Origin of the sequence: Streptomyces sp. NPDC052052, from assembly GCF_040680455.1 — a bacterium.
GTDB lineage: Bacteria > Actinomycetota > Actinomycetes > Streptomycetales > Streptomycetaceae > Streptomyces.
Genome location: NZ_JBFAWU010000005.1, coordinates 230,532 through 255,200, shown reverse-complemented (window position 1 = coordinate 255,200; position 24,669 = coordinate 230,532). Strand labels below are relative to the sequence as shown.

The 24,669-nt window shown below is 69.1% G+C and carries 23 protein-coding genes; 15 read left to right on the top strand and 8 right to left on the bottom strand.

Translation table 11 applies throughout. The features are described 5' to 3' along the window. Window positions 1-435 precede the first annotated feature (435 nt). From modA to AB0L71_RS08435, 3 genes are read left to right on the top strand one after another with little or no spacing between them, the layout of a single operon-like run. A complete protein-coding gene (gene modA, locus AB0L71_RS08445) occupies window positions 436-1,275 on the top strand; it encodes a molybdate ABC transporter substrate-binding protein (protein ID WP_365239613.1) in 840 nt (279 codons plus the stop codon). Then, window positions 1,272-2,159 (top strand): molybdate ABC transporter permease subunit, encoded by an 888-nt coding sequence (modB, locus tag AB0L71_RS08440; protein ID WP_365239611.1) that lies wholly within the window; start codon window positions 1,272-1,274, stop codon window positions 2,157-2,159. Before modA ends, modB begins: the two co-directional genes overlap by 4 nt. Next, window positions 2,156-3,250, top strand: coding sequence for an ABC transporter ATP-binding protein (locus AB0L71_RS08435; RefSeq protein WP_365239609.1), 1,095 nt, complete (start codon window positions 2,156-2,158; stop codon window positions 3,248-3,250). Before modB ends, AB0L71_RS08435 begins: the two co-directional genes overlap by 4 nt. Window positions 3,251-3,320: 70 nt before the next feature. Here AB0L71_RS08435 and AB0L71_RS08430 read toward each other — a convergent pair whose 3' ends face one another. Then, a complete protein-coding gene (locus AB0L71_RS08430; protein ID WP_365239607.1) occupies window positions 3,321-4,760 on the bottom strand; it encodes a helix-turn-helix domain-containing protein in 1,440 nt (479 codons plus the stop codon). Between the two features lie 397 nt (window positions 4,761-5,157). Between AB0L71_RS08430 and AB0L71_RS08425 the strand changes: the two genes are divergently transcribed. The 6 genes from AB0L71_RS08425 (at window position 5,158) to AB0L71_RS08400 (ending at window position 13,742) form a co-directional block, all read left to right on the top strand. Beyond that, window positions 5,158-6,150 (top strand): ABC transporter permease, encoded by a 993-nt coding sequence (locus AB0L71_RS08425; protein ID WP_365239604.1) that lies wholly within the window; start codon window positions 5,158-5,160, stop codon window positions 6,148-6,150. Between the two features lie 40 nt (window positions 6,151-6,190). Next, a complete protein-coding gene (locus AB0L71_RS08420; RefSeq protein WP_365239603.1) occupies window positions 6,191-7,951 on the top strand; it encodes an ABC transporter substrate-binding protein in 1,761 nt (586 codons plus the stop codon). A gap of 42 nt (window positions 7,952-7,993) precedes the next feature. After that, the gene (locus AB0L71_RS08415; protein WP_365239601.1) at window positions 7,994-8,989 is read left to right on the top strand and encodes an ABC transporter permease; all 996 of its coding nucleotides are present in this window, start codon (window positions 7,994-7,996) and stop codon (window positions 8,987-8,989) included. A gap of 63 nt (window positions 8,990-9,052) precedes the next feature. Next, window positions 9,053-10,804 (top strand): ABC transporter ATP-binding protein, encoded by a 1,752-nt coding sequence (locus AB0L71_RS08410; RefSeq protein WP_365239598.1) that lies wholly within the window; start codon window positions 9,053-9,055, stop codon window positions 10,802-10,804. 58 nt (window positions 10,805-10,862) lie between these two features. Beyond that, on the top strand, window positions 10,863-12,164 hold the full coding sequence (locus AB0L71_RS08405) for an alpha/beta fold hydrolase (protein WP_365239595.1): 1,302 nt from the start codon (window positions 10,863-10,865) through the stop codon (window positions 12,162-12,164). 192 nt (window positions 12,165-12,356) lie between these two features. Beyond that, on the top strand, window positions 12,357-13,742 hold the full coding sequence (locus AB0L71_RS08400) for a M64 family metallopeptidase (RefSeq protein ID WP_365239593.1): 1,386 nt from the start codon (window positions 12,357-12,359) through the stop codon (window positions 13,740-13,742). 239 nt (window positions 13,743-13,981) lie between these two features. Here the strand turns inward: AB0L71_RS08400 and AB0L71_RS08395 are convergent, their stop codons facing one another. From AB0L71_RS08395 to AB0L71_RS08380, 4 genes are all read right to left on the bottom strand, one after another. Then, complete coding sequence (locus AB0L71_RS08395) at window positions 13,982-14,542, bottom strand: GNAT family protein (RefSeq protein WP_365239591.1); 561 nt, start codon at window positions 14,540-14,542, stop codon at window positions 13,982-13,984. A gap of 158 nt (window positions 14,543-14,700) precedes the next feature. After that, window positions 14,701-15,372, bottom strand: coding sequence for a 3-oxoacid CoA-transferase subunit B (locus AB0L71_RS08390; protein ID WP_365239589.1), 672 nt, complete (start codon window positions 15,370-15,372; stop codon window positions 14,701-14,703). After that, window positions 15,369-16,040, bottom strand: a complete 672-nt coding sequence (locus AB0L71_RS08385) for a 3-oxoacid CoA-transferase subunit A (protein ID WP_365239586.1) — start codon at window positions 16,038-16,040, stop codon at window positions 15,369-15,371. Before AB0L71_RS08385 ends, AB0L71_RS08390 begins: the two co-directional genes overlap by 4 nt. Further along, window positions 16,037-17,242: a thiolase family protein gene (locus AB0L71_RS08380; protein WP_365239583.1), complete on the bottom strand. Its 1,206-nt coding sequence runs from the start codon at window positions 17,240-17,242 to the stop codon at window positions 16,037-16,039. The genes AB0L71_RS08385 and AB0L71_RS08380 overlap by 4 nt, the downstream gene beginning before the upstream one ends. Before the next feature lie 84 nt (window positions 17,243-17,326). On the opposite strand from AB0L71_RS08380, the gene AB0L71_RS08375 reads away from it, so the two are divergent. From AB0L71_RS08375 to AB0L71_RS08355, 5 genes are all read left to right on the top strand, one after another. Next, on the top strand, window positions 17,327-18,211 hold the full coding sequence (locus AB0L71_RS08375) for a LysR family transcriptional regulator (RefSeq protein WP_365239580.1): 885 nt from the start codon (window positions 17,327-17,329) through the stop codon (window positions 18,209-18,211). A gap of 195 nt (window positions 18,212-18,406) precedes the next feature. Beyond that, window positions 18,407-18,961: an EF-hand domain-containing protein gene (locus tag AB0L71_RS08370; RefSeq protein WP_365239577.1), complete on the top strand. Its 555-nt coding sequence runs from the start codon at window positions 18,407-18,409 to the stop codon at window positions 18,959-18,961. 289 nt (window positions 18,962-19,250) lie between these two features. After that, window positions 19,251-19,814: an SMI1/KNR4 family protein gene (locus AB0L71_RS08365; protein ID WP_365239575.1), complete on the top strand. Its 564-nt coding sequence runs from the start codon at window positions 19,251-19,253 to the stop codon at window positions 19,812-19,814. A 333-nt stretch (window positions 19,815-20,147) separates the two neighbouring features. Continuing rightward, window positions 20,148-21,002 (top strand): helix-turn-helix transcriptional regulator, encoded by an 855-nt coding sequence (locus tag AB0L71_RS08360; RefSeq protein WP_365239796.1) that lies wholly within the window; start codon window positions 20,148-20,150, stop codon window positions 21,000-21,002. Then, a complete protein-coding gene (locus AB0L71_RS08355; protein ID WP_365239573.1) occupies window positions 20,999-21,187 on the top strand; it encodes a DUF397 domain-containing protein in 189 nt (62 codons plus the stop codon). Before AB0L71_RS08360 ends, AB0L71_RS08355 begins: the two co-directional genes overlap by 4 nt. A gap of 132 nt (window positions 21,188-21,319) precedes the next feature. Here the strand turns inward: AB0L71_RS08355 and AB0L71_RS08350 are convergent, their stop codons facing one another. The 3 genes from AB0L71_RS08350 to AB0L71_RS08340 form a co-directional block, all read right to left on the bottom strand. Further along, complete coding sequence (locus tag AB0L71_RS08350; protein ID WP_365239570.1) at window positions 21,320-21,958, bottom strand: SMI1/KNR4 family protein; 639 nt, start codon at window positions 21,956-21,958, stop codon at window positions 21,320-21,322. 53 nt (window positions 21,959-22,011) lie between these two features. Beyond that, complete coding sequence (locus tag AB0L71_RS08345; protein WP_365239567.1) at window positions 22,012-22,434, bottom strand: DUF5959 family protein; 423 nt, start codon at window positions 22,432-22,434, stop codon at window positions 22,012-22,014. Window positions 22,435-22,649: 215 nt separating this feature from the next. After that, a complete protein-coding gene (locus AB0L71_RS08340) occupies window positions 22,650-23,573 on the bottom strand; it encodes an aldo/keto reductase (RefSeq protein WP_365239564.1) in 924 nt (307 codons plus the stop codon). Window positions 23,574-23,649: 76 nt separating this feature from the next. On the opposite strand from AB0L71_RS08340, the gene AB0L71_RS08335 reads away from it, so the two are divergent. Next, window positions 23,650-24,636, top strand: a complete 987-nt coding sequence (locus tag AB0L71_RS08335) for a DUF5937 family protein (protein ID WP_365239562.1) — start codon at window positions 23,650-23,652, stop codon at window positions 24,634-24,636. Window positions 24,637-24,669 lie beyond the last annotated feature (33 nt).

Here is a 24,669-nt window from a genome sequence, read left to right as displayed (position 1 = left end):
ACCGAACTCACCGACACAGCCGTTTAGTTACTGGCGAGTTACATCGGGAGAGTAGAGGTAGGCGTCACTCAGTGACAAGACGTCTGCGGGTGTCTTTTCCGCAGCACCCACCCTGCTGCCGCGCCCGTCGATCCGACTCGGCGCCGACGATCTCCGGGCGGATGCGCGGGCAGCCGACGTCGACGGGGCACTGCGTGCCACGACGGAGGACTTCGCCGCACACGGAACGACCAGGAGCGGTCCGCAGCGCCGAATGCCGCCAGTGGCTCACCGGCCACGGACCCGCGCCCGACATCGCGGCCAGGCAGGCTGTACACGCACATGCAAGCTCTTTGGATCACCAGTCCGACTCATGCCAGGAAATGCAGGCGTTTCCCCTCGCATGTGCGGCAGTATGATCTGCACATGCTCACGAGGACCAGAGGGAGTAACTCCGTGAAGACCCTTTCCGCACGCCGGACCCGCCGGACCCTGCACCTGGCCGGTGTGGCAGCCGCCGCGCTGCTGGCCCTGAGCGCCTGCTCCTCCTTGTCCTCCTCCGACGACTCCTCGTCGTCCGGATCCGGCTCCACGGCGTCGGCGTCCTCCTCCCCGAAGCTCTCCGGCACCGTGACCGTCTTCGCCGCCGCGTCGCTGAAGGAGAGCTTCACGGCCCTGGGCAAGGAGTTCGAGAAGGAACACCCGGGCACCAAGGTCACGTTCAGCTTCGGTGGCAGCGACTCCCTCGCCGCGAGCATCACCGGCGGCGCCCCGGCCGATGTCTTCGCCGCCGCCAGCGCCAAGACGATGCAGATCGTCACGGACGCCGGTGACGCCTCCGGCACACCCGCCACCTTCGTCCGCAACCAGCTGGAGATAGCCACACTGCCGGGCAACCCCGACAAGATCTCCTCGCTGAAGGACCTGACCACATCCGGTCTGAAGGTCGTGCTGTGCGACAAGGAAGTGCCGTGCGGGGCCGCCGCCCAGAAGGCGCTGGAGGCCAGCGGCCTCACGCTCACCCCGGCCTCGTACGAACAGGACGTCAAGAGCGCGCTGACGAAGGTGGAGTTGAAGGAGGCCGACGCCGCCGTGGTCTACCGGACCGATGTGAAGGCGGCCGGTGACAAGGTGGAGGGCGTGGAGTTCCCCGAGTCGTCCGACGCCATCAACGACTACCCGATCGCCCTGCTCAAGGACGCCCCCAACGCAGGAGCCGCCCAGGCGTTCATCGAGCTGGTGCGGTCCGCCGAGGGCCAGCAGGTCCTGAGCGAGTCCGGGTTCCTGAAGCCGTGACCTCCCCGCACGACCCGTCCGCCGCCGGGGCCGGCCCTCTGAAGGGCGGGCTCCGGGGCGGGCGTTTCCGCCTCGGCCCCCACCGGAGCGTCCGCACCGGCCCGCGCCGAGGCGTGCCCCTGCCGCTGCTCCTGCCGGCACTGGTGGGGTTGGTTTTCCTGGTGCTGCCGCTGATCGCCCTGCTGGTCCGCACCCCCTGGCACAGCCTCCCGGACCAGCTGACCAGCACCGAGGTCTGGCAGGCCCTGCGACTGTCCCTGCTCTGCGCGACGGCCGCCACCGCCGTGAGCCTGGTGATCGGGGTTCCGCTGGCCTGGCTGCTGGCCCGGGTCGAGTTCCCCGGCCGCGGCTTCGTGCGGGCTCTGGTGACCCTTCCGCTGGTCCTGCCCCCGGTGGTGGGCGGTGTGGCGCTGCTGATGGCGCTCGGGCGCAACGGTGTCGTCGGGCAGTGGCTGGACTCCTGGTTCGGCATCACCCTCCCGTTCACCACGGCCGGAGTGGTGGTGGCCGAGGCGTTCGTGGCGATGCCGTTCCTGGTCATCAGTGTCGAGGGCACCCTGCGGGCGGCCGACCCTCGGTACGAGGAGGCGGCCACCACGCTGGGCGCCTCCCGCTTCACCGCCTTCCGCCGGGTCACCCTGCCGCTCATCGCCCCCGGTATCGCGGCGGGTGCGGTCCTGGCCTGGGCGCGTGCCCTCGGCGAGTTCGGCGCCACGATCACGTTCGCGGGCAACTTCCCCGGCCGGACACAGACCATGCCGCTCGCCGTCTACCTCGCCCTGCAGAGCGACCCGGCCGCCGCGATGTCGCTCAGCCTGGTGCTGCTCGCGGTGTCCGTCGCGGTCCTGGCGGGACTGCGCGACCGCTGGATGACGGCCTCATGACCAGCACCGATGCCACGACGTACGAGACCACCGCCGGCCGCGGCCCGGCCACGGAGGGGCTGGATGCCCGCCTGGTCGTCGAGCGCGACGCCTTCCGTCTCGACGTGGCGCTGACCGCCGCACCCGGGGAGGTCGTCGCCCTGCTCGGCCCCAACGGCGCGGGCAAGACCACCGCATTGCGCGCCCTCGCCGGCCTCGCCCCGCTGCACGGCGGACATCTGCGCCTGGACGGTGCCGAGTTGGACCGTACGCCACCCGAGGCGCGCCCGGTCGGCGTCGTCTTCCAGGACTACCTGCTCTTCCCCCACCTGACCGCCCTGGACAACGTCGCCTTCGGGCCGCGCTGCCACGGCGCCGCCAAGGCGGAAGCACGCGCCCAGGCCGCGGTCTGGCTGGCCCGCATGGGCCTCGCCGACCACGCCGGGACCAAGCCCCGCAAGCTGTCCGGCGGTCAGGCCCAGCGCGTCGCCCTCGCCCGCGCCCTGGCCACCCGCCCCCGACTGCTGCTGCTCGACGAACCGCTGGCCGCGCTCGACGCGCGCACCCGCCTGGACGTGAGGACTCAACTCCGCCGCCACCTCGCGGAGTTCGAAGCCGTCGCCGTGCTCGTCACCCACGACCCGCTGGACGCCATGGTGCTGGCCGACCGCCTCGTCGTCATCGAGGACGGCCGCATCGTCCAGGAGGGCGCGCCGGGCGACATCGCCCGCCGCCCGCGCACCGACTACATCGCCCACCTGGTGGGCCTCAATCTCTACCGCGGGCAGGCCGAAGGGCGCGCGGTCCACGTCGACGGCGGACCGCTGATCACGACCACGGACACCGTCACCGGGCCGGCCTTCGTCGCGTTCCCACCGAGCGCCGTGACGCTGCACCGGGACCGCCCGGCCGCCGCCGACGCAGGCAATCTGTGGCCGTGCGAGGTGGCCGGACTGGAGACCCACGGCGACCGGATCCGAGCCGAACTCACCGGCGGGCTCCCGCTCGTCGCGGACCTCGCCACGGTTGCCGCCGCCGAACTCGGCCTCCACCCGGGGGCCACGGTGTGGGCGGCGGTGGACGCGGCCCGGACCCACGCGTACCTCGCCTGAGGAGGCGGCCCGCCCCCACGCGCATCCGGCCCGGGGGGACGGCGGCCCCTCGTCGGGGGGACCGGCCGGGTCAGGTCCAGGGGGCGAACGGCGGCCGGGCCGGAGCGGGGCCGAGCGTGGTGGTGCCAGGTTCGGCGCGGTGCCCGAGCCCGGTCCGGTAGACGTTCAGCGCCGCCTCCGTCCGGCCCTCGCGGCGCATCAGGTCCCCGAGCAGCCGACAGATGTCGGCGAGGTCCCCGGCAGCTCCCGTCTGTTCGAGCAGGGAGAGCGCGGTGACGTAGTGCCGCTCGGCGGCCTCCAGGTCCCCGCCCTCCTCGGCGATCAGCCCGAGAAGCCGGTGGGCGCCCCCGGCGTGCACCGCACCACGACCGGGCTGGAGTCCGACCAGCAGGCTCTCCAGGAGCTCCGCGGCCTCCGCCGGCTTCTCCCTGCGACGCAGGACGTCGGCGAGTTCGACCTCCACCTGCGAGACGTACAGGGCCGCCCGCTTGGAGACCAGCATCGAGCGCGCGGTGCGCAGTTCCGCCTCCGCCTGCGCGAGGTCGTCGTGCTGGGCACAGACATAGCCCCGCATCCAGTGGCAGTGGGCGAGTTCGGTACGGATCTGCAACTGCTGGTAGAGCTCGGTGGCCCGCGCCAACGACGTCTGGGCTGCCTCGACCTTGCCTTCGGCGATCAGGGTGCGGGCCACCGTCCGGTGCATGGTGGCAACCAGGGCCGGGTCGGACACCTGGGGCACCAGGGCGAGGGCGAGTTCTGCGGCCTGCGCGGCGCGGGCGTGCGCGCCCATGTCCATGTACGGGGCGATCGAGGCCGTGTAGAGCTGGAGCAGCGCGCCCGGATCGTGCAACCCGGACGTGTTCAGTCCGTCGATCGCGCTCTCCAGGAGGTAGCAGGAGTAGCGCAGTTCACCGGCGAGGTAGTGGGCGACCGCCCTGCCCCGGACCGCGCGGGCCCGGGCGGGGAGCGGTTCGTCGGCCAGCGCCTGTTCGGCCGCCTCGAACCGGGCCAGGGACTCGGTCAGTTCGCCCATCTCCATGGCGCATTCCCCGAGTCCCACGAGTGCGGCCGCCCGTTCCTGGGTGAGCCCGTACTCCTCGGCCTCGCCGAGGATTAGCTCGTAGGCGGCCTGCGCGTCGACGGCGTCCTCGGTGGCCAGGACCCGCTGGGCGTCGGCCAGCCGCAGCCGCAGGGCGGTGACGAGGTGGGTGGGCTTGCCGGTGGCGAGTTCCTCGTAGGCGACACCGAGCCGTTCGGCGATGTGCCGGAGGGCGGCTTCGGAGGGCCGCACCTTTCCGGCCTCCAGGGTGGAGACATAGGCGGCGGTGTACACCGGCTCGGCGAGCTGGCGCTGCGTCAGCTCGTGTTCCTTGCGGAGCCGCTTCACTCGGCGGCCGATCACGGCCGGTGAGTCCTGCCCCTCCCCCTGCCCCCGGTCCGGCCGACCGGGGGTCCCGTCTGCGACCTCCCGCTCCGGCCCACCGGCCGTCCTGCTGCTGGTTCCCGCCATGACAGCCCCCTTGTTCCGTGTCTGCCGGTGGTAACCGGCCGCCGTGTGCGTCCGCGAGCGCCGAACGGAGGGACCGCCGGTCGACACCGCAGCCATCGCCGGGAGCGGGTGAAACCGATGCCCCGGCACTCCTCGTCCCGTGCGCCGGTCCTCCGACCGGCCCCCGGTGCGATGCCTGACACACCGCGCTTGCCACCTGGCATGTTCCCACAGGCCCCGGCGCCGCCCCCGAGCCCTGCCGCTCCTACCACGCCTTCCGTGCTGACCGTATTTATCCGGCTACAAAGAGCTCAGTTACCTAAAAGCAACATCTTTCATAGCCCTGACCCCGTTGTGCGGTTCCCTGACGCAACCTAAGTTAAACCGCAACTCAAACGCACTCAACCGAGGAATTAACATGGCGCAGGTGTTGGAGGACGTCGACCTCCCGGCCACCGGCGGGCCCGGCGACCAGGAGCTCGGCAGCTCCCCGCTGGCCCTCGCCTGGGGCCGGCTCCGCCGGGACCGGGTCGGCATGATCTGCCTCGGAATCGTTGTTCTCTTCGTTCTCGCGGGGGCGCTGGCTCCGGTCATCTCCTCGCTGTACGGCAAGGACCCCTTCACCCACTACGGCCAGGACATCCCCGGCCTGCTGACCGATACCGGCGCACCTGCCGGGGCCAATGGCGGCATCAGCAGCGAGTTCTGGTTCGGAGTCGAGCCCGGTCTGGGCCGGGACGTCCTGACCCAACTTCTGTACGGCATCCGGAACTCGCTCACGGTCTCCGTCATCTGCGTGCTGATCACCACGTCGCTCAGCATCGCGGTGGGTGTCACCGCCGGCTACCTGAGCGGCCTGACGGACCGGATCTTCGGATTCGTCTGCAATGTCCTGCTGGCCTTCCCCTACCTGCTGCTCCTCATCGCGATGACCCCGGTCATCGACTCGCTGCTGGTCGGCGACACCGAACAGGAACCGGTGTGGATGCAGTTCGCGGTCCTGGTGGTGGTGTTCTGCTGCTTCGGCTGGATGAGCCACGCACTCGTCCTCAGGTCCCTGGTGCGGTCACTGCGCGAGCGCGAGTTCGTCCAGGCGGCACGCGCCATGGGCATGCCGCGGCACCGGATCGTCCTGCGTGAGCTGCTGCCCAACCTCACCGGGCCGGTGATCGTCCACATCACGATGGCGGTCCCCGCCTACGTGACCAGCATGGCCGCGCTGTCCTTCCTCGGCGTGGGAGTCACCGAGCCCACCCCCGACTGGGGCCGGATGATCTCCCAGGGGGCGCACTACTTCTACTCGGTGCCGACCTTCATGTTCTTCCCCGGCGGCGCGATTCTGATCTTCGTGCTCGCCTTCAACCTCCTCGGCGACGCGGTCCGCGACGCCCTGGACCCCAAGTCCCGCTGAAGAAACATTTCTTCGCTCGGATCCTCAAGGAGAGTCCCCCGTGCGTACCAGACACCCTCTGATCGCGGCAGCCGCCGGCCTGGCCGCCGCGGCCATGCTCACCGGCTGCACCTCCGCCGGCGGCAATGACGGCAACGCGTCGACCAAGCCCAGCGGGTCCACCGAGCACACCGTCGACACCGTGCGGATCGGCACCGCGGAGGAGAACCAGGGGCCGGCGCCGGCCATCAAGGGGGCGAAGCAGGGCGGCACGATCACGGTCTACGAGACCAGCGACTACGCCCACCTGGACCCGCAGAAGATCTACAGCTCGGCCTACCAGGACGTCTACAACCTGGTCGGACGCCAGCTCACCGGCTACGCCAACATCGACGGCCAGAAGGTACTCGTCGGAGACCTCGCCACCGACACCGGCAAGGTGTCCGACGGCGGCAAGACCTGGACCTTCACCCTGCGCGACGGCCTGAAGTGGGAGGACGGCAAGGCGATCACGTCCGCGGACGTGAAGTACGGCATCGAGCGCTCCTTCGGCAAGGGCTTCGAGGTCGGCCTGCCCTACTTCCAGCAGTGGCTGACCGGGGCCGAGAGCTTCACCGACGCCCAGAAGCAGTACAGCGGCCCGAAGGACGGCGACCTCGACGCGATCGAGACGCCCGACGACAAGACCATCGTGCTGCACTTCCCCAAGGCGCAGACGGACGTGGCCTACGCCGCCGCCTGGGGCACCACCGCCCCGGTCCGTGAGGACAAGGACACCGGCACCAAGTACGACCAGAAGCCGTTCTCCTCCGGCCCCTACCGCATCACCGAGCACAAGCAGAACAGCTCGATGACCATGGTGCGCAACACGCACTGGGACCCGAAGTCCGACCCGATCCGGTACCAGAACGCCGAGACCTACGCGTTCAAGTTCGGCCAGCAGCCGGTCAACATCAACCAGCGCCTCCTCTCCAGCAGCGGCGAGGACGCCCACGCGATGTCGACCCTGACCGGGGTGTCGACGGAGCTGATCGACACCCTCAACGCGCGCGCCGACAAGGACAAGATCTCCTACCGGCAGGACACGGGCTACACCTACTGGTACGTCCTCAACAACCGACACATCACCGATGTGAACCTGCGCAAGGCCCTGCTGTACGCGTTCCCGAAGCAGCAGGTGCGTCAGCAGGAGGGCGGCAGCTACGCCGGCGACCTGGCCACCACCATCAGCTCGCCGACCCTGGCCGGGTTCCAGAAGTACGACGTCTTCAAGGCCGACGAGCGCGGTGACGTCGCCAAGGCCAAGGAGTACCTCGCCAAGTCGAAGCAGAAGCTCGACAAGATCACCCTGGCCTACAGCAACACCTCCCCGTCGAAGCAGCGGCAGGCCGAGGCCATCGCGTCCGCGTACAAGAAGATCGGCATCACCGTCGTCACCAAGCCCGTCGACGGCAGCAACTACTACTCGGCGACCGCAACCGAGGACACCCCGTACGACATGTGGTGGACCGGCTGGGCCACCGACTGGCCGACGCCGTCGACCCTGATCGACACGGTCTTCAACTCGGGCAGCCCCGCCTACGCCAACCAGGCCGGATACAACAGCAAGACGACCGACGCGGAGCTCAAGCGCATCGCCGCGCTGACCGACACCGACGAGAAGTCCAAGGCGTACTTCGCCCTGGAGCAGAAGATCATGGCTGACGCCCCGGTGATCCCCTACGTCTATGCGATCAGCACCTTCATCCACGGCAAGGGTCTGGTGCTTCCCAACGCCGGCACCCCGATGAGCGTCCTCAACGGCGCCTACATCGCCGACTGACGTCCGACCCCACCTTTCACAGCAACACTTCCGGAGTGAACCGTGCTCGCCTTCGTGATACGGCGGATCGTGCAGGCAGTCGCCGTCCTGTTCGCCGTCAGTCTCGTCACCTTCGGGCTGTTCTACGCAGCCCCCAGTGACCCGGCCCGCATCGCCTGCGGTCCCAAATGTGACGCCGGACAGATCGCTGCCGTCGAAAAGAGCATGGGCCTCTCCGAACCGATCGCCACGCAGTACGTGACCTACCTGACGGGTCTGGTCGCCGGGCGGGACATCACCGACGTCGACGGCACGACGGTGATCGACTGCTCGGCGCCCTGCCTGGGGTACTCGTACTTCATGCAGGAGCCGGTGACCGACGCGATCGCCGACCGGTTCCCGGTGACGCTGTCCCTCACGCTCGGCACGGTCGCCCTGGTGATCGTGCTGGGCATGGGGACGGGCTTCATCACCGCCATCAAGCGGCGCACCTGGGTCGACCGCTGGCTGTCCACCTTCACCCTGCTCGGGGCGAGCGTCCAGCTCTACTTCATCGGCTACATCGCCCAGTACTACCTCGCCTTCCAGAGCTCGATCTTCCCCAAGCCGGCCTACGTCCCCTTCAGCGAGGACCCGGCCGGATGGTTCGCCGGCATGCTGCTGCCGTGGCTCTGCCTCGGCATCGTGAGTGCCGCGATGTACGCCAGGCTCGCCCGCAGCCAGATGCTGGAGACGATGGGCGAGGGCTTCATCCGCACCGCCCGCGCCAAGGGCATGAGCACCTGGCGCACCCATCTGAAGTACACCTCGCGCGGAACGGCCGCGCCGATGGTCCAACTGCTCGGTCTGGAGATCGGGTTCACCCTCAGCGGCGCCGTGATCGCCGAGACGGTCTTCGGCCTCAACGGGATCGGCAAGCTGTCGGTGGACGCCATCCTGCAGAACGACCTTCCCACCATCGTCGGGACCGTCATGGTGGCCGCGTTCATCGTGGTGCTCTTCATCGCCATCGCCGACTTCTTCATCGCCCTGCTGGATCCGCGCGTGCGGCTCTCCTGACACCTCATCAGTCACGCCGCCACCGGCCCCCACCACGCACCCGCACGCCAGGAGTTAGCCCAGATGGCCACCGAAGCCCCCGACACCGTGCTGTCCGTCCGCGGACTCGATGTCGTCTTCCGCCCCGGTCAGGGAGCGGACGTCCACGCGGTCCACGCCCTCGACTTCGATCTGCGCCGAGGTGAAGTCCTCGGCATCGTCGGGGAGTCCGGCTCCGGCAAGTCCGTCGCCACACTGGCCCTGATGGGTCTGCACGAGGACAACGGGGCAAGCGTCACCGGCAGCGCCCAGCTGCACGGAGCCGACGGCAGCACCACCGAACTCGTCGGTGCCGCGGAGCGCACCATGCGCACGGTGCGCGGCGGCCGGATCTCGATGATCTTCCAGGACGCGCTGGCCGCGCTGAGCCCGTACCACCAGGTGGGCGCGCAGCTGATGGAGATGTACCGCCTGCACCACCCCAAGGCGTCGCAGGCCCAGGCCCGGGAGCGGGCGCTGGCCATGCTGGAGCGGGTCGGCATCCCCGACCCGGAGGCCAGGGCCAAGGCCTTCCCGCACCAGTTCTCCGGCGGCATGCGCCAGCGCGTGATGATCGCCATGGCGCTGATGAACGAGCCCGAGGTGGTCATCGCGGACGAGCCGACCACCGCACTGGACGTGACCGTCCAGAAGCAGGTCCTCAGCCTGCTGAAGGACCTCCAGCGCGACATGAACCTCTCGATCATCTTCATCACCCATGACTTCGGCGTGGTGGCCGAGACCGCCGACCGGACGCTGGTGATGTTCCGCGGGAAGAAGATCGAGGAGGGGCCGACCCAGGAGCTGCTCACCGAGCCGAAGGAGCCCTACACCTCGGCCCTGGTCGCGGCCGTCCCCACCCTCGACACACCGCCCGGCAGCCGGCTGGCCACCGTCGAGTCCCTCACCCGGGGCGAACAGCCGTCGGCGCAGGAGAAGGACACCGAGGCGGCTCCTGCCGAGCAGCCCGCCGCGGAGGCGGCCACGGACGCATCACCGCTGCTGTCCGTACGGGACCTCCAGGTCCACTTCCCGGTACGGACCGCCGTGCTGCGCCGCCACACCGGCGACGTCAAGGCCGTCGACGGAGTCACCTTCGACATCGCGCGCGGCGAGTCCTTCGGGCTGGTCGGCGAGTCCGGATGCGGCAAGTCCACCACCTCCCGGGTCGTCATCGGCCTGGAACGCGCCACCGGCGGGAAGGTGCTCTTCGAGGGCAAGGAGGTCCCCGTCGACGGATCGTCCCGCGGCCGCACCCTGGCCCGCGACATCCAGATCGTCTTCCAGGACCCCTACGCCTCGCTGAACCCGCGACTGACGGTGGAACAGATCATCGCTGCCCCGATGACCATCCACACCGACCTGGACGCCGACGCCCGGCGCGCCCGTGTCCTGGAGCTGCTGGAGCAGGTCGGCCTCGAGCGCCGTCATCTGCGCCGCTACCCGCACGAGTTCTCCGGCGGCCAGCGCCAGCGCATCGGCATCGCCCGCGCGCTCGCGCTGCGCCCCCGGCTGATCATCGCGGACGAACCGGTGTCCGCACTGGACGTCTCCGTCCAGGCACAGGTGCTCAACCTCCTCCAGGACCTGCGCAGCGAACTCGGCCTCTCCTACCTCTTCGTCTCGCACGACCTCGCCGTCGTACGGCACTTCTGTGAACGCATCGCGGTGATGAAGGCCGGCCGCATCGTCGAGACCGGCACCCGCGAGCAGATCTTCGACGCCCCCCAGCACGAGTACACCCGCACTCTGCTGGAATCCGTTCCCCGCTTTCGTCCCGGCGCCGCTGCGGCCTGAGCGCCCTCGCCGTACCCGAACGACAGCCGAGCCATCCAACCTCCGCTGGAGCACCGCCATGCCCACCGTCCGCCAGCCGGGCCTCGTACTGACCGACCACCACTTCTACGTTCCACTGGACCACCGTGCTCCGGAAGGTGAGCACATCACGCTGTACGCGTGTGAGGTCACCGCCACCGGGAAACGCCCCGAGGACCTGCCCTGGCTGGTCTACCTCCAGGGAGGCCCCGGCTCCGGCGGCCCGCGGCCCGTCGGCCGCGCGAACTGGCTGGACCGCGCCCTGGACTCGTACCGCGTGCTCCTCCTGGACCAGCGGGGAACCGGCCGGTCCACCCCCGCCAACCGGCAGACGCTTCCGCTGCGGGGCGGCCCCGAGGCGCAGGCCGCCTACCTCACCCACTTCAGGGCGGACTCCATCGTCCGCGACTGCGAACTGATCCGCGCCCAGCTGACCGGCGGACGCCCGTGGACGGTCCTGGGGCAGAGCTTCGGCGGCTTCTGCACGGTCACCTATCTCTCGCTCGCACCCGAAGGGCTGGACACCGCTTTGATCACCGGCGGCCTGCCGGGGCTCGACGCGAGCGCCGAGGACGTCTACCGCGCCTCTTTCCCCCGGATGCGCCGCAAGACCCTGGCGCACTATGCGCGTTACCCGCAGGACGCCGTCGAGACCCGACGCATCGCCGCCCATCTGGCCGAGCACGAGGAGATCCTGCCGGACGGCACCCTGCTCAGCCCCGAGGCGTTCCAGCAGCTCGGCATCCTCCTCGGCAGCGGCGACGGTTCGCACCGCCTGCACCACATGCTCCAGGACGCGCTGCTCACCACGCCCGCGGGACCGCGGCTTTCGGACGCCTTCGGCGAGCAGGTGGCCAGTGTGCTCAGCCATGCCGCCAACCCGCTGTACGCGCTGCTCCACGAGTCCATCTACGCGCAGGACGGCGCCCCCACCGACTGGGCGGCGCACCGGGTCCGGGACGAGCATCCCGACTTCGACCCCGAACGCGTCCTCGCGGACGACGACGCACCGCTCCTGCTCACCGGCGAGTCGGTGCACCCCTGGATGTTCCGGACCCATCCGGCGCTGCGGCCGTTGCGCGAGACGGCACAGCTGCTCGCCGCACACAGCGGCTGGGAACCGCTCTACGACACGGCCCAGTTGGACCGGAACACCGTGCCGACGGCCGCGGCCGTCTATCACGACGACCTCTTCGTCGACACGGAGCACTCGCTGCGCACCGCCCGTTCCATCCGCGGTCTGCGGACGTGGGTGACGGACGAGTTCGAGCACGACGGAGTCGCGGCCGGCGGCCGCACGGTCCTGGACCGGCTGCTCCGGCTGGCCCGTGACGAGGCCTGACGACCCGACGGTCCGGTGGGTCCCGCGCCCCCCGTCGCGGGGCCCACCGAGCCGGACTCCCACGGCTCCCACAAGGGCCTGTTCGACTGTTGCCAACGGGGCGCCGCCCACTCTACGTTGGGCGGAAATTTAAGCGCACTTACGCTATCGCTTTACTTCACTTCCGAGTTGAACACCAGAGTGAGGATTGACATGCGCACGAGTAAAACTGCTGCCATATCCGTGAGCGTCGTGATGACGGCGATGCTGGGGGCGGCCCTCACCGTTCCCGCGGTCGCGGCGGACCCTGAGCCCACCCAGGAGCAGCGCGTCTCCGTCGAGTACTTCCCCGAGCCCGGCGGCGAGGGCAAGCGGACCGAGGTCCCGGTCAACACCGAGACGGTGAAGAGCCGTTCGGCCGCCCGGAGCGTGGCACCCACCGCGGAGACGACGGACGGGCAGGTCGGGCAGCTGTCCGTGACCGGCTCCTCCGCCGACCGCCTCGACGTGGTCATCGTCGGCGACGGCTACACCGCCGACCAGCAGGACGCCTTCCACACCGCGGCCGCCGCGAAGTGGGCCGACATCACCAAGATCGAGCCCTACGCGAGCTACAAGGGCCTGATGAACGTGTGGACCGTCGACGCCGTGTCCAACGAGTCCGGCATCAGCGGTGACCCCTCCGAAGACGTCGTCAAGGACACCGCCCTCGGCAGCTACTTCTGGTGCAACTACACCGAGCGCCTCGTCTGTGCCGACATCGACAAGGTCGCCGCCTACGCCGCCAAGGCCCCCGAGGCCGACCTGGTCGTCGTCCTCTCCAACTCCACCAAGTACGGCGGCGCCGGCTACTCGGGCCTGGAGGAGTACGGCTACCCGTTCGACGGCGTCTCGACCCTCTCCTCGGACAACTCGCAGTCGAGCATGATCGCCACCCACGAGATCGCGCACTCGGTGGGTCTGCTGGCGGACGAGTACACGTACGACGTCTACGGCACCTGGCCGTACGGCGAGGCCACGGACATCAACTCCAGCATCTACACCGCGGAGCAGATGGCCGCCAACAAGACCAAGTGGTACCGCTGGCTGGGCGAGGCCGACCCCACGGGTAGCACCGTCGGCACGTACGAGGGCAGCAGCTACTACCCCTACGGGATCTACCGCCCGACCTCCAACTCCATCATGCGGGCCCTGAACATCACCGAGTTCAACCTGCCCGGCCGTGAGGCCATGATCGCCGGCTTCTACCGCGAGGCCAACGCGCTGAGCAGCGATGTCAGCACCAGCAACCCGGTCCTCAGGACCAGCACCATCACGGTCTCCCAGGCCCAGCTCACCGGGCTGGCCGCGCCGGAGCTGCGCTGGTACGTCGACGGCGTCCAGGTGCACAAGGCGCTGAACCTCACCAGCGTCAACCCTGCCTCGCTGGGCGTCCGGCCGGACGGCAAGGCCCACACCGTCACGGTCAAGTCGGTGGACCGCACCGCCTCGATCCGCGACCCCCAGGCCCTCGCCGAGGCCACCGAGAGCCTGACCTGGACGGTCAAGGCGTCCGGCAACAAGCCGAACAAGGGCAACAGCAGCAACAAGGGCCACTGACAGCCTGACAGCCGGCAGTACGGCAGTACGGCAGCACTGAACGCCCCGTCGTTCCCGGACTCATGGTCCCGGAACGGCGGGGCATTCCCCGTGGTGTGCGCAACATGCCTGGCGTACGAGGTGCGTTCCGGCTCGGTCCTCACCCATCCGACGGCCGGTGGGGCCTCGTCCGATCGCGGCACCCCCGTTCGAGGCCGCGGGGCTCGGCGCGTACACGGTGGCGATGCACGCCGCCCGCGTCACAGAGCCGGGTCGCCGTCGTGCAGCACCCGCTGGAACATCCGGTGATCCCGCCACTGTCCGTTGATGTGCAGATAGCGCGGGGCCATGCCGATCGCCTCGAACCCGCATTTCTCCAGCACCCGTTGGGAGCCGGTGTTCTCCAGGAGGGTGGTCGCCTCGATCCGGTGCAGACCGACCTTGTCCCGGGCGATCCGGCAGACCCGCTCCACAGCGGTGGTCGCGAGCCCACGCCCCTGCTGGTCCTGGGCGACCCAGTACCCCAGGTAGGAACTGCAGAAAGGGCCCATGGTGATTCCGGACAGCGTGACGGCGCCTGCGATCCGCCCGTCGGACTCGAAGAGCAACGGCACGAGCCGTCCGTCCGCGTAGTGCCGTCTCTGCTCCTCCAGGCGCTGTGCCTGACCGGCGACGGTGAAGAAGGACTCCGGGCGGCGTGGTTCCCAGGGTGCGAGGTGTTTCCGGTTCTCGACATAGGCGGCACACAGCGCCGGGGCGTCCGCCGGTTCGGCGAGCCGCAGTATCACGCCGTCTGCGATTTCTTCGGTTCCGATGTCCATACGCGCACCCTAATAGGGCTTGGTCAGGTGGCCGGGCGCCCTCCGGTCGCCGTCGCCGTGGGGCGTGTGGCTGCTCGAGCAGCAGCTTCCGCACAGCGCGGCGGCCGGGGGCGGTGCCGGTCCTGTCTCCAGGCAATCCGCCTATTGCACATGCCCTCTCAGGACTCGGCGGCGAGCAGCGGCACGTCGAGGCGGTCGGCGAGTTCGTCCACCGTGATGCCGAAGGTCTGCGTGACCCTCACCCCCTGCGGGGAGATGTCGAAGACCGCGAGGTCGGTGTAGACCCGGTCGACACAGCTCAGCCCGGTGAGCGGGTAGGTGCACTCGGGCACCAGCTTGGGTGTGCCGTCCTTGGTGAAGAGCGTCATCATGACGAACACCTTCTTGGCACCGATCGCCAGATCCATCGCCCCGCCGACGGCGGGAATGGCGTCGGGCGCCCCGGTGTGCCAGTTGGCCAGGTCACCGGTGGCGGAGACCTGGAACGCCCCGAGGACGCAGATGTCCAGATGACCTCCGCGCATCATCGCGAAGGAGTCGGCGTGGTGGAAGTAGGAGGCTCCGGGCAGTTCGGTGACCGGCACCTTGCCCGCGTTCGTCAGGTCGGGGTCGACCTGGCCCTCCTTCGCGGCGGGCCCCATGTTGAGCATGCCGTTCTCGGTGTGGAGGACCACGCCGGAGCCGGCGACCAGGTGGTCGGCGACGAGGGTCGGTTGCCCGATGCCCAGGTTGACGTAGGCGCTCGCGGGGATGTCGCGTGCCACCAGGGCGGCCATGTCGTGCTTGCTCAGCGGACCTTGTTCGTTCATCACTCGGCTCGTCGCATTCATGCGGGATCGGCCTCCTGCACCACGCGGTCGACGTAGATGCTCGGGGTCACGACGGTTTCGGGATCGATCCGGCCGGTCTCGACGATCTCGCGGACCTGCGCGATCACCGTCGTGGCGGCCGTGGCCATGACCGGACCGAAGTTGCGGGCGGTCTTGTGGTAGACGAGGTTGCCCATGCGGTCGGCGCGGTGGGCGCCGATCAGGGCGACGTCGCCCTTGATCGGGTACTCCAGCACGTACGTGCGGCCGTCGATCTCGCGGGTCTCCTTGCCCTCAGCGAGCAGCGTGCCGACGCCCGTGGGGCAGAAGAAGGCACCGATGCCGGCCCCGGCCGCCCTCATCCGTTCCGCGAGGTTGCCCTGCGGAACCACTTCCAGCTCGATCCGGCCCGCCCGGTAGAGGTCGTCGAACACCCACGAGTCCGCCTGGCGCGGGAAGGAGCAGATCACCTTGCGGACCCGCCCCTTGGCCAGCAGCGCGGCAAGCCCGGTGTCGCCGTTGCCGGCGTTGTTGGACACCACGGTGAGGTCCTTCGCGCCCTGACGTATGAGGGCGTCGATCAGGTCGACCGGCATGCCAGCCATCCCGAAGCCCCCGACGAGCACGGTCGAGCCGTCCTCGATCCCGGCCACCGCCTCGTCCGCGTGGGCACACACCTGCGCGCTCATCGGCCGCCCTCCGTCACGTTCTCCAGGACCACGGCGAGGCCCTGGCCCACTCCGATGCAGATGGCCGCGACGCCCCACCGCTGCCCCGACTCCCGGAGCCGGTGGGCCAGGGTGCCCAGGAGCCGGCCTCCGGAGGCGCCCAGCGGGTGGCCGAGCGCGATGGCACCGCCCTTGGCGTTGACGATCTCCGGGTCGACGCCCCAGGCGTCCACGCAGGCCAGCCCCTGCACGGCGAAGGCCTCGTTGAGCTCGACGGCGGCAACGTCCGACCAGGAGATGCCCGCGGCCTTCAGCGCCCGGTTCGCCGCCTCCACGGGGGCGTAGCCGAACAGCTGCGGGTCCAGTGCGGACACGCCCCGGCCCGCGATGCGGGCGATGGGGTCGGTGCCGATGCGTGCGGCGGCGTCGCCCGAGCCGAGCAGCACCGCGGAGGCGCCGTCGCTCAGCGGGGAGGCGTTCCCGGCCGTGATGACACCGTCGGGGCGGAAGACGGGCTTGAGCCCGGCGAGCTTCTCGACGGTGGAGCCGGGCCGGATCCCCTCGTCCCGGGTGAAGGTCGTCCCCTTGCGGTCCACGACGACGGGAACCACCAGCTCGTCGTAGAAGCCCGCGTTCCAGGCGTCGTCGGCGAGGTTGTGGGAGCGCGCGGCCATCTCGTCCTGCCGCTCCCGGCCGATGGAGAACCGCTCGGCCAGCTGTTCGTTGGCCTCGCCCAGCGAGACGGTCCACTCCTTCGGCATCCGCTCGTTGACCAGTCGCCATCCGAGCGTGGTGGACACGGCGGTCACGTCCCCGGCGGGGAAGGCGCGCGAGGGCTTGGGAAGGACCCAGGGTGCCCGGGTCATCGACTCGACCCCGCCGGTGAGCACGATGTCCGCGTCTCCGGTCTCGATGGCGCGGGAGGCGATGATGGCGGCATCCAGCGAGGAACCGCACAGCCGGTTGACGGTGGTGGCGGGGACCGAGGTGGGCAGTCCCGCGAGCAGGACGGCCATCCTGCCGACGTTGCGGTTGTCCTCACCGGCGCCGTTGGCGTTGCCCCAGACCACGTCGCCGATCTCCGCCGGGTCGAGCGCGGGGGTCTTCGCCAGGATCCCCTTGACGGCCAGCGCCGCCAGGTCGTCGGGTCGGACGTCGGCGAGGGCGCCCGAGAAACGCCCGAAGGGCGTTCTTGCTGCTGCGTAGAGATAGCTGTCGGTCACACGGTCACGGTACGGGCGCCCGGTTCATCACGTCCAAGACCTAGTCGGGATCGATTGATAAGGCCGCCTTATATAATCGACCTCATGGAACTCCGCCAGCTCCGCTCCTTCCTCGCCCTGGCCGAGGAATGCCACTTCGGACGCGCGGCCGCCCGCCTGCACGTGGCCCAGCCGGCCCTGTCCCAGCAGATCAAACAGCTGGAGCGGGAACTGGGCGTCCCGCTCTTCAACCGGTCCACCCGACGCGTCGAACCGACCGAGGCCGGCCGCCAGCTCACCGCATACGCGCGCGTGATCGTCGCGGAGGAGGAACGCGCCCGGGTCCATATGCGGGAGCTGGCCACCGGCCACGCCGGGCGGGTCTCCGTCGGCTTCATCGGCACGGCCACCTACGACGTACTGCCACGGGTCGCCCGTACCGTGCGCGCACAACTGCCCGGGATCACCCTGGACCTGCGGGGCGAGCTCCTCACCCCCCGGCTCGTCGAGGGCCTGCTCTCCGGCACCTTCGACCTTGCCGTCCTCCGGGGCCCGGTGACGGACGAGAACCTCCGTACCACCCCGCTGCGATCCGAACCCCTGTTGGCCGTGCTGCCGTCCCACCACCCCCTGGCGGACCGGCCGAGCATCCCGCTCCAGGCCCTGGCCGCCGAACCGTTCGTCGTCCACCCCTCGCAGTCCCGGTCCCAGATGTACGACCGGGTCCTGGCGGCCTGCCGCCGGGCCGGCTTCCGCCCCGCCTCGCTCATCGAAGTCGGCGAGACGGCCACCCTGGTCGTCTTCGTCGCGGCCGGACACGGCGTCGCCCTCGTGCCGCAGTCCGTCCAGAGCCTGAGCCTCGACGGCGTGACCTACGTGCCGCTCACCGACCCCGAGACCGTCGACCTGGTCCTGGCCCGGCGCGCGAACCGCACCTCGGCCGCGGCGGAACAGGTCGCCGCGGTGATCGAGGACTGCGTCCGCGGCTGAGACGGCGCGGTGCGAGCCCTGGCCCCCGGCGGGCGCGCGCGAAGAGGTCGGGGAGGCGCCCTCTGCGTTTAAGTGCCGGCCTTCACTCGTAGTGACGCACTGCCGTCCTACTCATGGCTGGGGGCTCTGGTTGTCCCTAACGTTCCGAAGGGATCGCCGTGCGCCGTGCACGGCCCACGAGTTGAGGACGGCGACGTGACAAGTGCTGTGAAAAGCCAGAAGTTCAGCATCCTCTTCGACTGGTTCGATCAAGGACGGGACGGACAGCTCACTCAGGACGACCTGCGGGCGACGGCCGATGTCTTCGCCCGGGTGGCAGCGGAGGACGATCACACCAACATCACCGCGATGCGCGACGCGTTCGAGCGATGGTGGCAGCTGCTGCTCAGGCACGGCGACACGAACGGGGACGGGCGGCTCTCACGACAGGAATTCATCGCGGTCACAGAAGCCAATGTCACGGCTCCCGAGCACTTCGGGGGCGCGGTGATGGCCATCATCGACGCGTTGATGAACACCCTCGACACCGACCGCGACGGTTTCCTCAGCCGCGACGAGTACGTACGCATGTATGACGCGCTGGGCATCTCTCCGGAGCGCTCCGGAGAGGCGTTCACCAGGCTGGACCTGAACGGGGACGGGGTGATCAGCCACGAGGAGTTCCGGATGGCCATCTCCGACTTCTACCTCAGCACCGACCCTGACGCGCCGGGCAACTACATGCTGGGCCCGATCGGCACATCGGCCTGATGCCCCTGCCCACAGCCGCGCGCGGGACGATGCGGCTGTGGGCAGACAGGTGGCACACAAATTTTCAGCGTCCAGCCTTGGCGGCTGCGTTCTGGTGGTGCGCGACCGTGACACTCTCCACCGCGGCGGCCAGAGGCGCCGCAAGCTGCCTCCACTGGGCCCGTGATGGAGCCTGAAGCGCCACACTGATCGAGTGACAGGGGCGGAGTGACAGCGGGGTCCGCAATGGGCAGGCCCCCGCACCCGCCCGGTCGTGGGCAACACCTGGGGCTCCGGTACCGTCCGCGTGGTGACCGCCCTCGACGCCCTCATGCGCTTCTGCCCGCCGCCCACTGTCGCCCCGGCTGCTGTGGACTGGGCGCGGGCCGAGCAGAACCTGGGTACGGCGCTACCTGCCGACTACAAGCGGCTCGTCGAGACGTACGGCTCCGGTGTCTTCGACGACACGATCTGGCTGCTCGTTCCCGATTCCGCCTACGACGACTGCGACCTGCACGAGCAGGCCACGGAACGAGCCGAGGAATTGGCCGCCCTGTGGGAGTTGGGCGAGGAGAAGCCCACCGCGCTGCAAGAGGTGGGGGCTCGGGTTCTGCCGTGGGGGTTCGAGGAGGGTTCGGGGGCCTTCCTCTACTGGCTGGTGCGACCCGGTCAGCGGCCCGACGAGTGGACCGTGCTCTACAACGAGGGACGCGGACCCCTGTGGGAGCACCACGGCATGGGATGCCTGGCCTTTCTGCTCGCGGTGCTCACGGGAACGGCTGAGACCGGGTACTTCGGCTACCTCTACGAGACGCTGAAGCCGACGGAGCATCGCTTCACGACGGCCACCGAAGCCCGCGGAACGGGTGCGTGACCTTACACGTCCGAAGCAGGGCCGTTGGGGTCGCGAGGCGCAGCCGCTGACCGAGACCGAACGATCGCCGCGAACACGGCTGTTCCCCAGGCGGTCGCGGTTGCAGGGCCCCGAGGGAAACAGCCTCTGCGAACCAGCTCCCATCCGAACGGCTTACGTGAGGAGCAGCCGTTCGACCGAACCGAGTTGGGCATCCGCCCGTGCACCAGACCAACATTCCGTACGCTGCGTCAGCGCACGGGTGCGGAGCGTAGACGACGGGCGTGTCGGTTCGCGACCCTGGAGGGGTCGGTCGGACGGTACGTGGAGGCGGGCGGGTTGGACGAAGCAGCGATGGGCGCAGGTGGCGCCTGTGGGATTCAACCAGGTAACGGGGCTACGGAACCGGAGAGTTCGGACAGCCTCAAGGCCTTCGGGGAGGTTGTGAAGGCATTCCGCAAGCGGGCACGGCTGACGCAGGAGCAGTTCGCGCCCATGGTGCGGTACTCGGTGCAGACCGTGGCCTCGATCGAGCAGGGACGGCGCTTCCCGCCGGCCGACTTCGTGGACCGGTCGGAAGAAATCCTGGACGCGTTCGGGGCGTTGCGGGGTGCAGCGCGACATCTGTCGCGGCGGCCCGGGCTGGCCAGCTGGTTCCGGCAGTGGGCCAAGCTGGAGGCGGAGGCGGTGAGCCTCTACACGTACGAATGTCGCTTGATCCCAGGGCTGTTGCAGACGGAGGCCTACGCACGGCGGCTGTTCGTCAACCAGTTGCCGCCGCTGTGCGATGAGCAGATCGAGGCGCAGTTGACGGCCCGGCTGGAGCGACAGCGGCTGCTACGGGAGCGGCCCAACACGGCTTACGGCTTCATCCTGGAGGAGAGTTTGTTCCTGCGGCGTACGGGCGGGCCGGAGGTGACGCGGGAGCTCATCGATCACATGCTGGAGCTCGCAGAGTTGCGCAACATCGAGATCCAGGTGATGCCGCTGGTGCGGGAGGACCATGCGGGACTGGACGGCCCCATCCAGCTCCTGGAAACCCCCGACAACAAGTGGTTGGCATACTGCGAAGGTCAGGAAAGCGGTCAGCTCAACTCCGACTCCAAAGTGGTCACCATGCTCCAGATGCGGTATGCCAGGATGCGGTCACAGGCTCTTACCCTGGAGGACTCCACGAGCCCGTTGCGGAGGATGCGAGGAGCAGCATGAGCAGCACCACAGAACTGGCCTGGTTCAAGAGCAGCTACAGCGGCGGTTCCGGAGACAGTTGCATCGAAGTGGCGAGGACCCCCGAGGCGGTTCACGTCCGGGACTCGAAGGTGGAGCAGGGGCCTCAGCTCGCCCTCTCACCCACGTCGTGGACGAGCTTCGTCTCGTACGCGGCTCAGGCCTGACCGAGCGCCCCGTGCCGGTTCGAGTTCGGCTCCGGGGCGCTTCTCCGCACGTCCTTCAGGCGTCGTCCGGCCAACGCGGCGTCCAGGCGGCTCGGCGGCACTGGAAAGACACCGGGCACGCACCGGGGATCCTCACGAGAAGCCGTCGAATTCCAGGTCCACATACTCGTCGGGAAGACCGGTCCACGGATTCGTTCCTGCCCTGAGCAGCCGTTCTTCCTCGCGCCAGTGGAGGAAAACCTGCACGCCGCCGCCCCAGAAACCCCCCTCATCGAAGGATCGCTGATCGGGATCACCGAGGAAGAGCCCACGCAGGAACTCCGTCATACCGCACTCATAGACCGTGATGGAGGCATCGTCCGCCATGACGACCACACCCCATTCGTCCGGGTCTTCATCGGTGGTGAGCCAGCACAGCACAGCCGCCCCCGGCGTCACCCCCCAGGCGATGACCGGGAGTTTGACGATGCCGGAGCGTTCCGGCTCACGTTTCATGTCCCAGACGAAGCGCGCGTTCGCGGTCTCTTGCCCCATCGAACCGGAGTCATCGCACTGCGGCGACCCCGGACGCGCTATCGCTATCCAATCCGAGATGCAGCCGACGCCGTAGACGGACATGAACCACTTGTAGTCCGAGGGGAATTCGGTTCCCCAGGACCGCCTCATCTCACCCCAGTCCACCTCATCCCCGGCCTCATGATTCAGGGAGAGGAGGTCACCCAGCGCCTCGCCCTCCTCCCGACCGGCCTTCCTGAACTTTCGTTTACTCATCACGACATCCGTTGGATCCACCCGTCGAGGCTTTCCTGCGCATCATGCAGTCCCTATGGCGAAACCGCGACGGCCTTCCGGACACGGACCAACCGCAGCCGGTTCTCCTCGAGCCAGTCCGAGGCGACATCGACCGGCACACACACCGCAATCTGCGTCGACGGCGAGTCATGCACGGTCACCTCCACCGGGTCATCGGGAACCACCTCCAGCCAGGCACTGCGGCCACCGGCCGGCCACTGAGCGCCCTCCTCGGCCTGAAGAGCATCGAGACAACGCTCCCACTCGTCCAGATCTTCAAGTGATACCTGCAGGTCGACTCGTCCGTTGACGAAGTCGCTCTTCAGAACGATCTGGGCTGCGTAGTACCGATCTTCGCCCACCGTACGAGGCTCACCGCATCTGACCTCAACGGCGACGCTCTGGACCGAATCTGCAAACCGGAACAGCTCGAACGTCTGCGCTCCATCAACCACAATTGCCTCTTGACCACTCGATGGACCAGGTTGTCCTTGATCCTCTCTTGGTGGTCGACTCCGGAAGTCCCTCGGGGGTTGATCAGGCTGCCGTGTGCGCACACACCCGCAGCCCGTGCTCTGTCTTGTGACCGTACGCCATGTTCTTCAGTTGGTGCCTCTGCGAGGCGGTGAGCGATATCGGGCAGGCGGCTGCAACGGGCACGGCAGGTGGATCAGGAGAAGTGGACCACGCCGTCATCGGGGTGGAGGGAGTCCAGGACGGTCAGTTCATCCTGGGAAAGGTGCAGAGAGCCGGCTGCAACGTTCTGGGTGAGGTGGTCGAGGTCGCCGGTGCCGGGAATGGCCAGGACATGCGGGCCGCGGTGCAGCGTCCACGCCAGCCGGACCTGGGCGGTGCTCACTCCGCGGGCGCGGGCGAGGGCGTGGACCGTGCCGCTGTCGTCGGCGGGTGCGCCGGCGGTTCGTCCGGTGCCGGCGATCGAGTAGAACGGCACGAACGCGACGCGTTGTTCACCGCAGAGGCGCAGGAGTTCCTCCTGCTCGGGCGAGGCGCCGATGCCGTACATGTTCTGGACACAGACCACCGGTGCGATGGCCTGGGCCTCGGCCAGGTGGTGGGGACGGATGTTGGACAGGCCCAGGTGGCGGATGAGTCCGGCATCGCGCAGTTCGCTGAGCGCGCCGAAGCGGTCGGCGATGGAATCGGTGCCGACGATGCGCAGGTTCACCACGTCGAGGTGGTCGCGGCCGAGTTGGCGCAGGTTCTCCTCGACCTGGCCGCGCAGTTGCCCAGGGGTGGCGTGCGGCAGCCAGGCGCCTGAGGGATCGCGGCCGGGTCCGACCTTGGTGGCGATGACGAGATCGTCCGGGTAGGGCGCGAGGGCGCGGTTGATCAGCTCGTTGGCACAGCGCAGCGGTGAGAAGTAGAACGCGGCGGTGTCGATGTGGTTCACGCCGAGCTCGATCGCACGGCGCAGCACCTTGATCGCCTGGTCGCGGTCGCGCGGGACGGCGTCGGGCGCGAGCGCCTCGCCGTGTTGAGTGAGGCGCATCGCACCGAAGCCGATCCGGTGGACCGTGCGGTCGCCGAGCCTCCAGGTACCCGATGCCGCCGCGGAGATCGTCTGTGAGGTCATGGCGGGATGATCGGCGCACGATAACCTGGCGCGCCATTGATTCACACATACGTGAATCCATTGAGGGGCGGTTGTCGTGGCACAGCTCGCGTTCTCAGCGAACGACCTCGCGCAGGTGCGGTTCGCCATCTCGCCGATGTGGGAGGTCGCGCCCAGCTTCCGGCTGCTGACATCGAACGCCACGCATCCGGTCCACGGGGCCTGGGTCGAGCAAGTGCGGCCCCGCGTGCTGGCCGCCGGCCTGGACCGGGGATGGCTTGCCGAGTTGATCGGATCCTCCGGCTATGTGCCCGACTTCCTCACCCCGGCCCCCGGTCAACCGGCCCCCACAGCGGCGGCGGAGTGGGATGCGATCACGACCTCTCCCACCGACCGGGTACGCCAGGACCTTGACCACCTCGCCCGCCACCAGGGACATCTCGGCCCACGGCTATCGAGCCTTCGTGCTGATCCACCCTCCCAGCTGGCCAAGGTCACACAAGAGATCGAAACCTACTGGGAGTTGGCGCTCGCCCCATACTGGGCACGGATCAGGGCCGTACTGGACGCCGACATCTTCCACCGGGCCCGCACCGTCGCCGAACACGGGGCGGGCCACCTCTTCAACGACCTGCACGCCTCGGTGAGCTGGGGCGACAACACGCTCAGACTCGTCCGCCGGAAACGCGACATGTCCCGACACTCCGCAGGCGCGGGACTGCTGCTGATCCCGTCTGCGTTCACCGGCCCCGGGCTGCGCACCCAGGTGAGACCGCTGGACCCACCACAACTCGCCTATCCAGCACGCGGCATCGGCACACTCTGGGAGACACGGCCTGCCACAGGATCCTGCGCCCTCGTCCCCGTCCTCGGCCGCTCACGGACCCTGCTTCTGACCGAGCTGGAGTCCCCGGCCTCCACCACCGAACTGGCCCACCGCACCGGGCTCTCCCCAGCCGGGGTATCCCAATACCTCACCGCGCTGCGCAACGCGGGTCTGGTCAGTGCCCATCGCGCCGGCCGTTCCGTCCTCTACGCCCGCACCGCCGCCGCAGAAACTCTCCTCGAAGCCTCCTCCGCCTGAAGCTCCGGACGGACAACCCCGAAGAACTTCCGG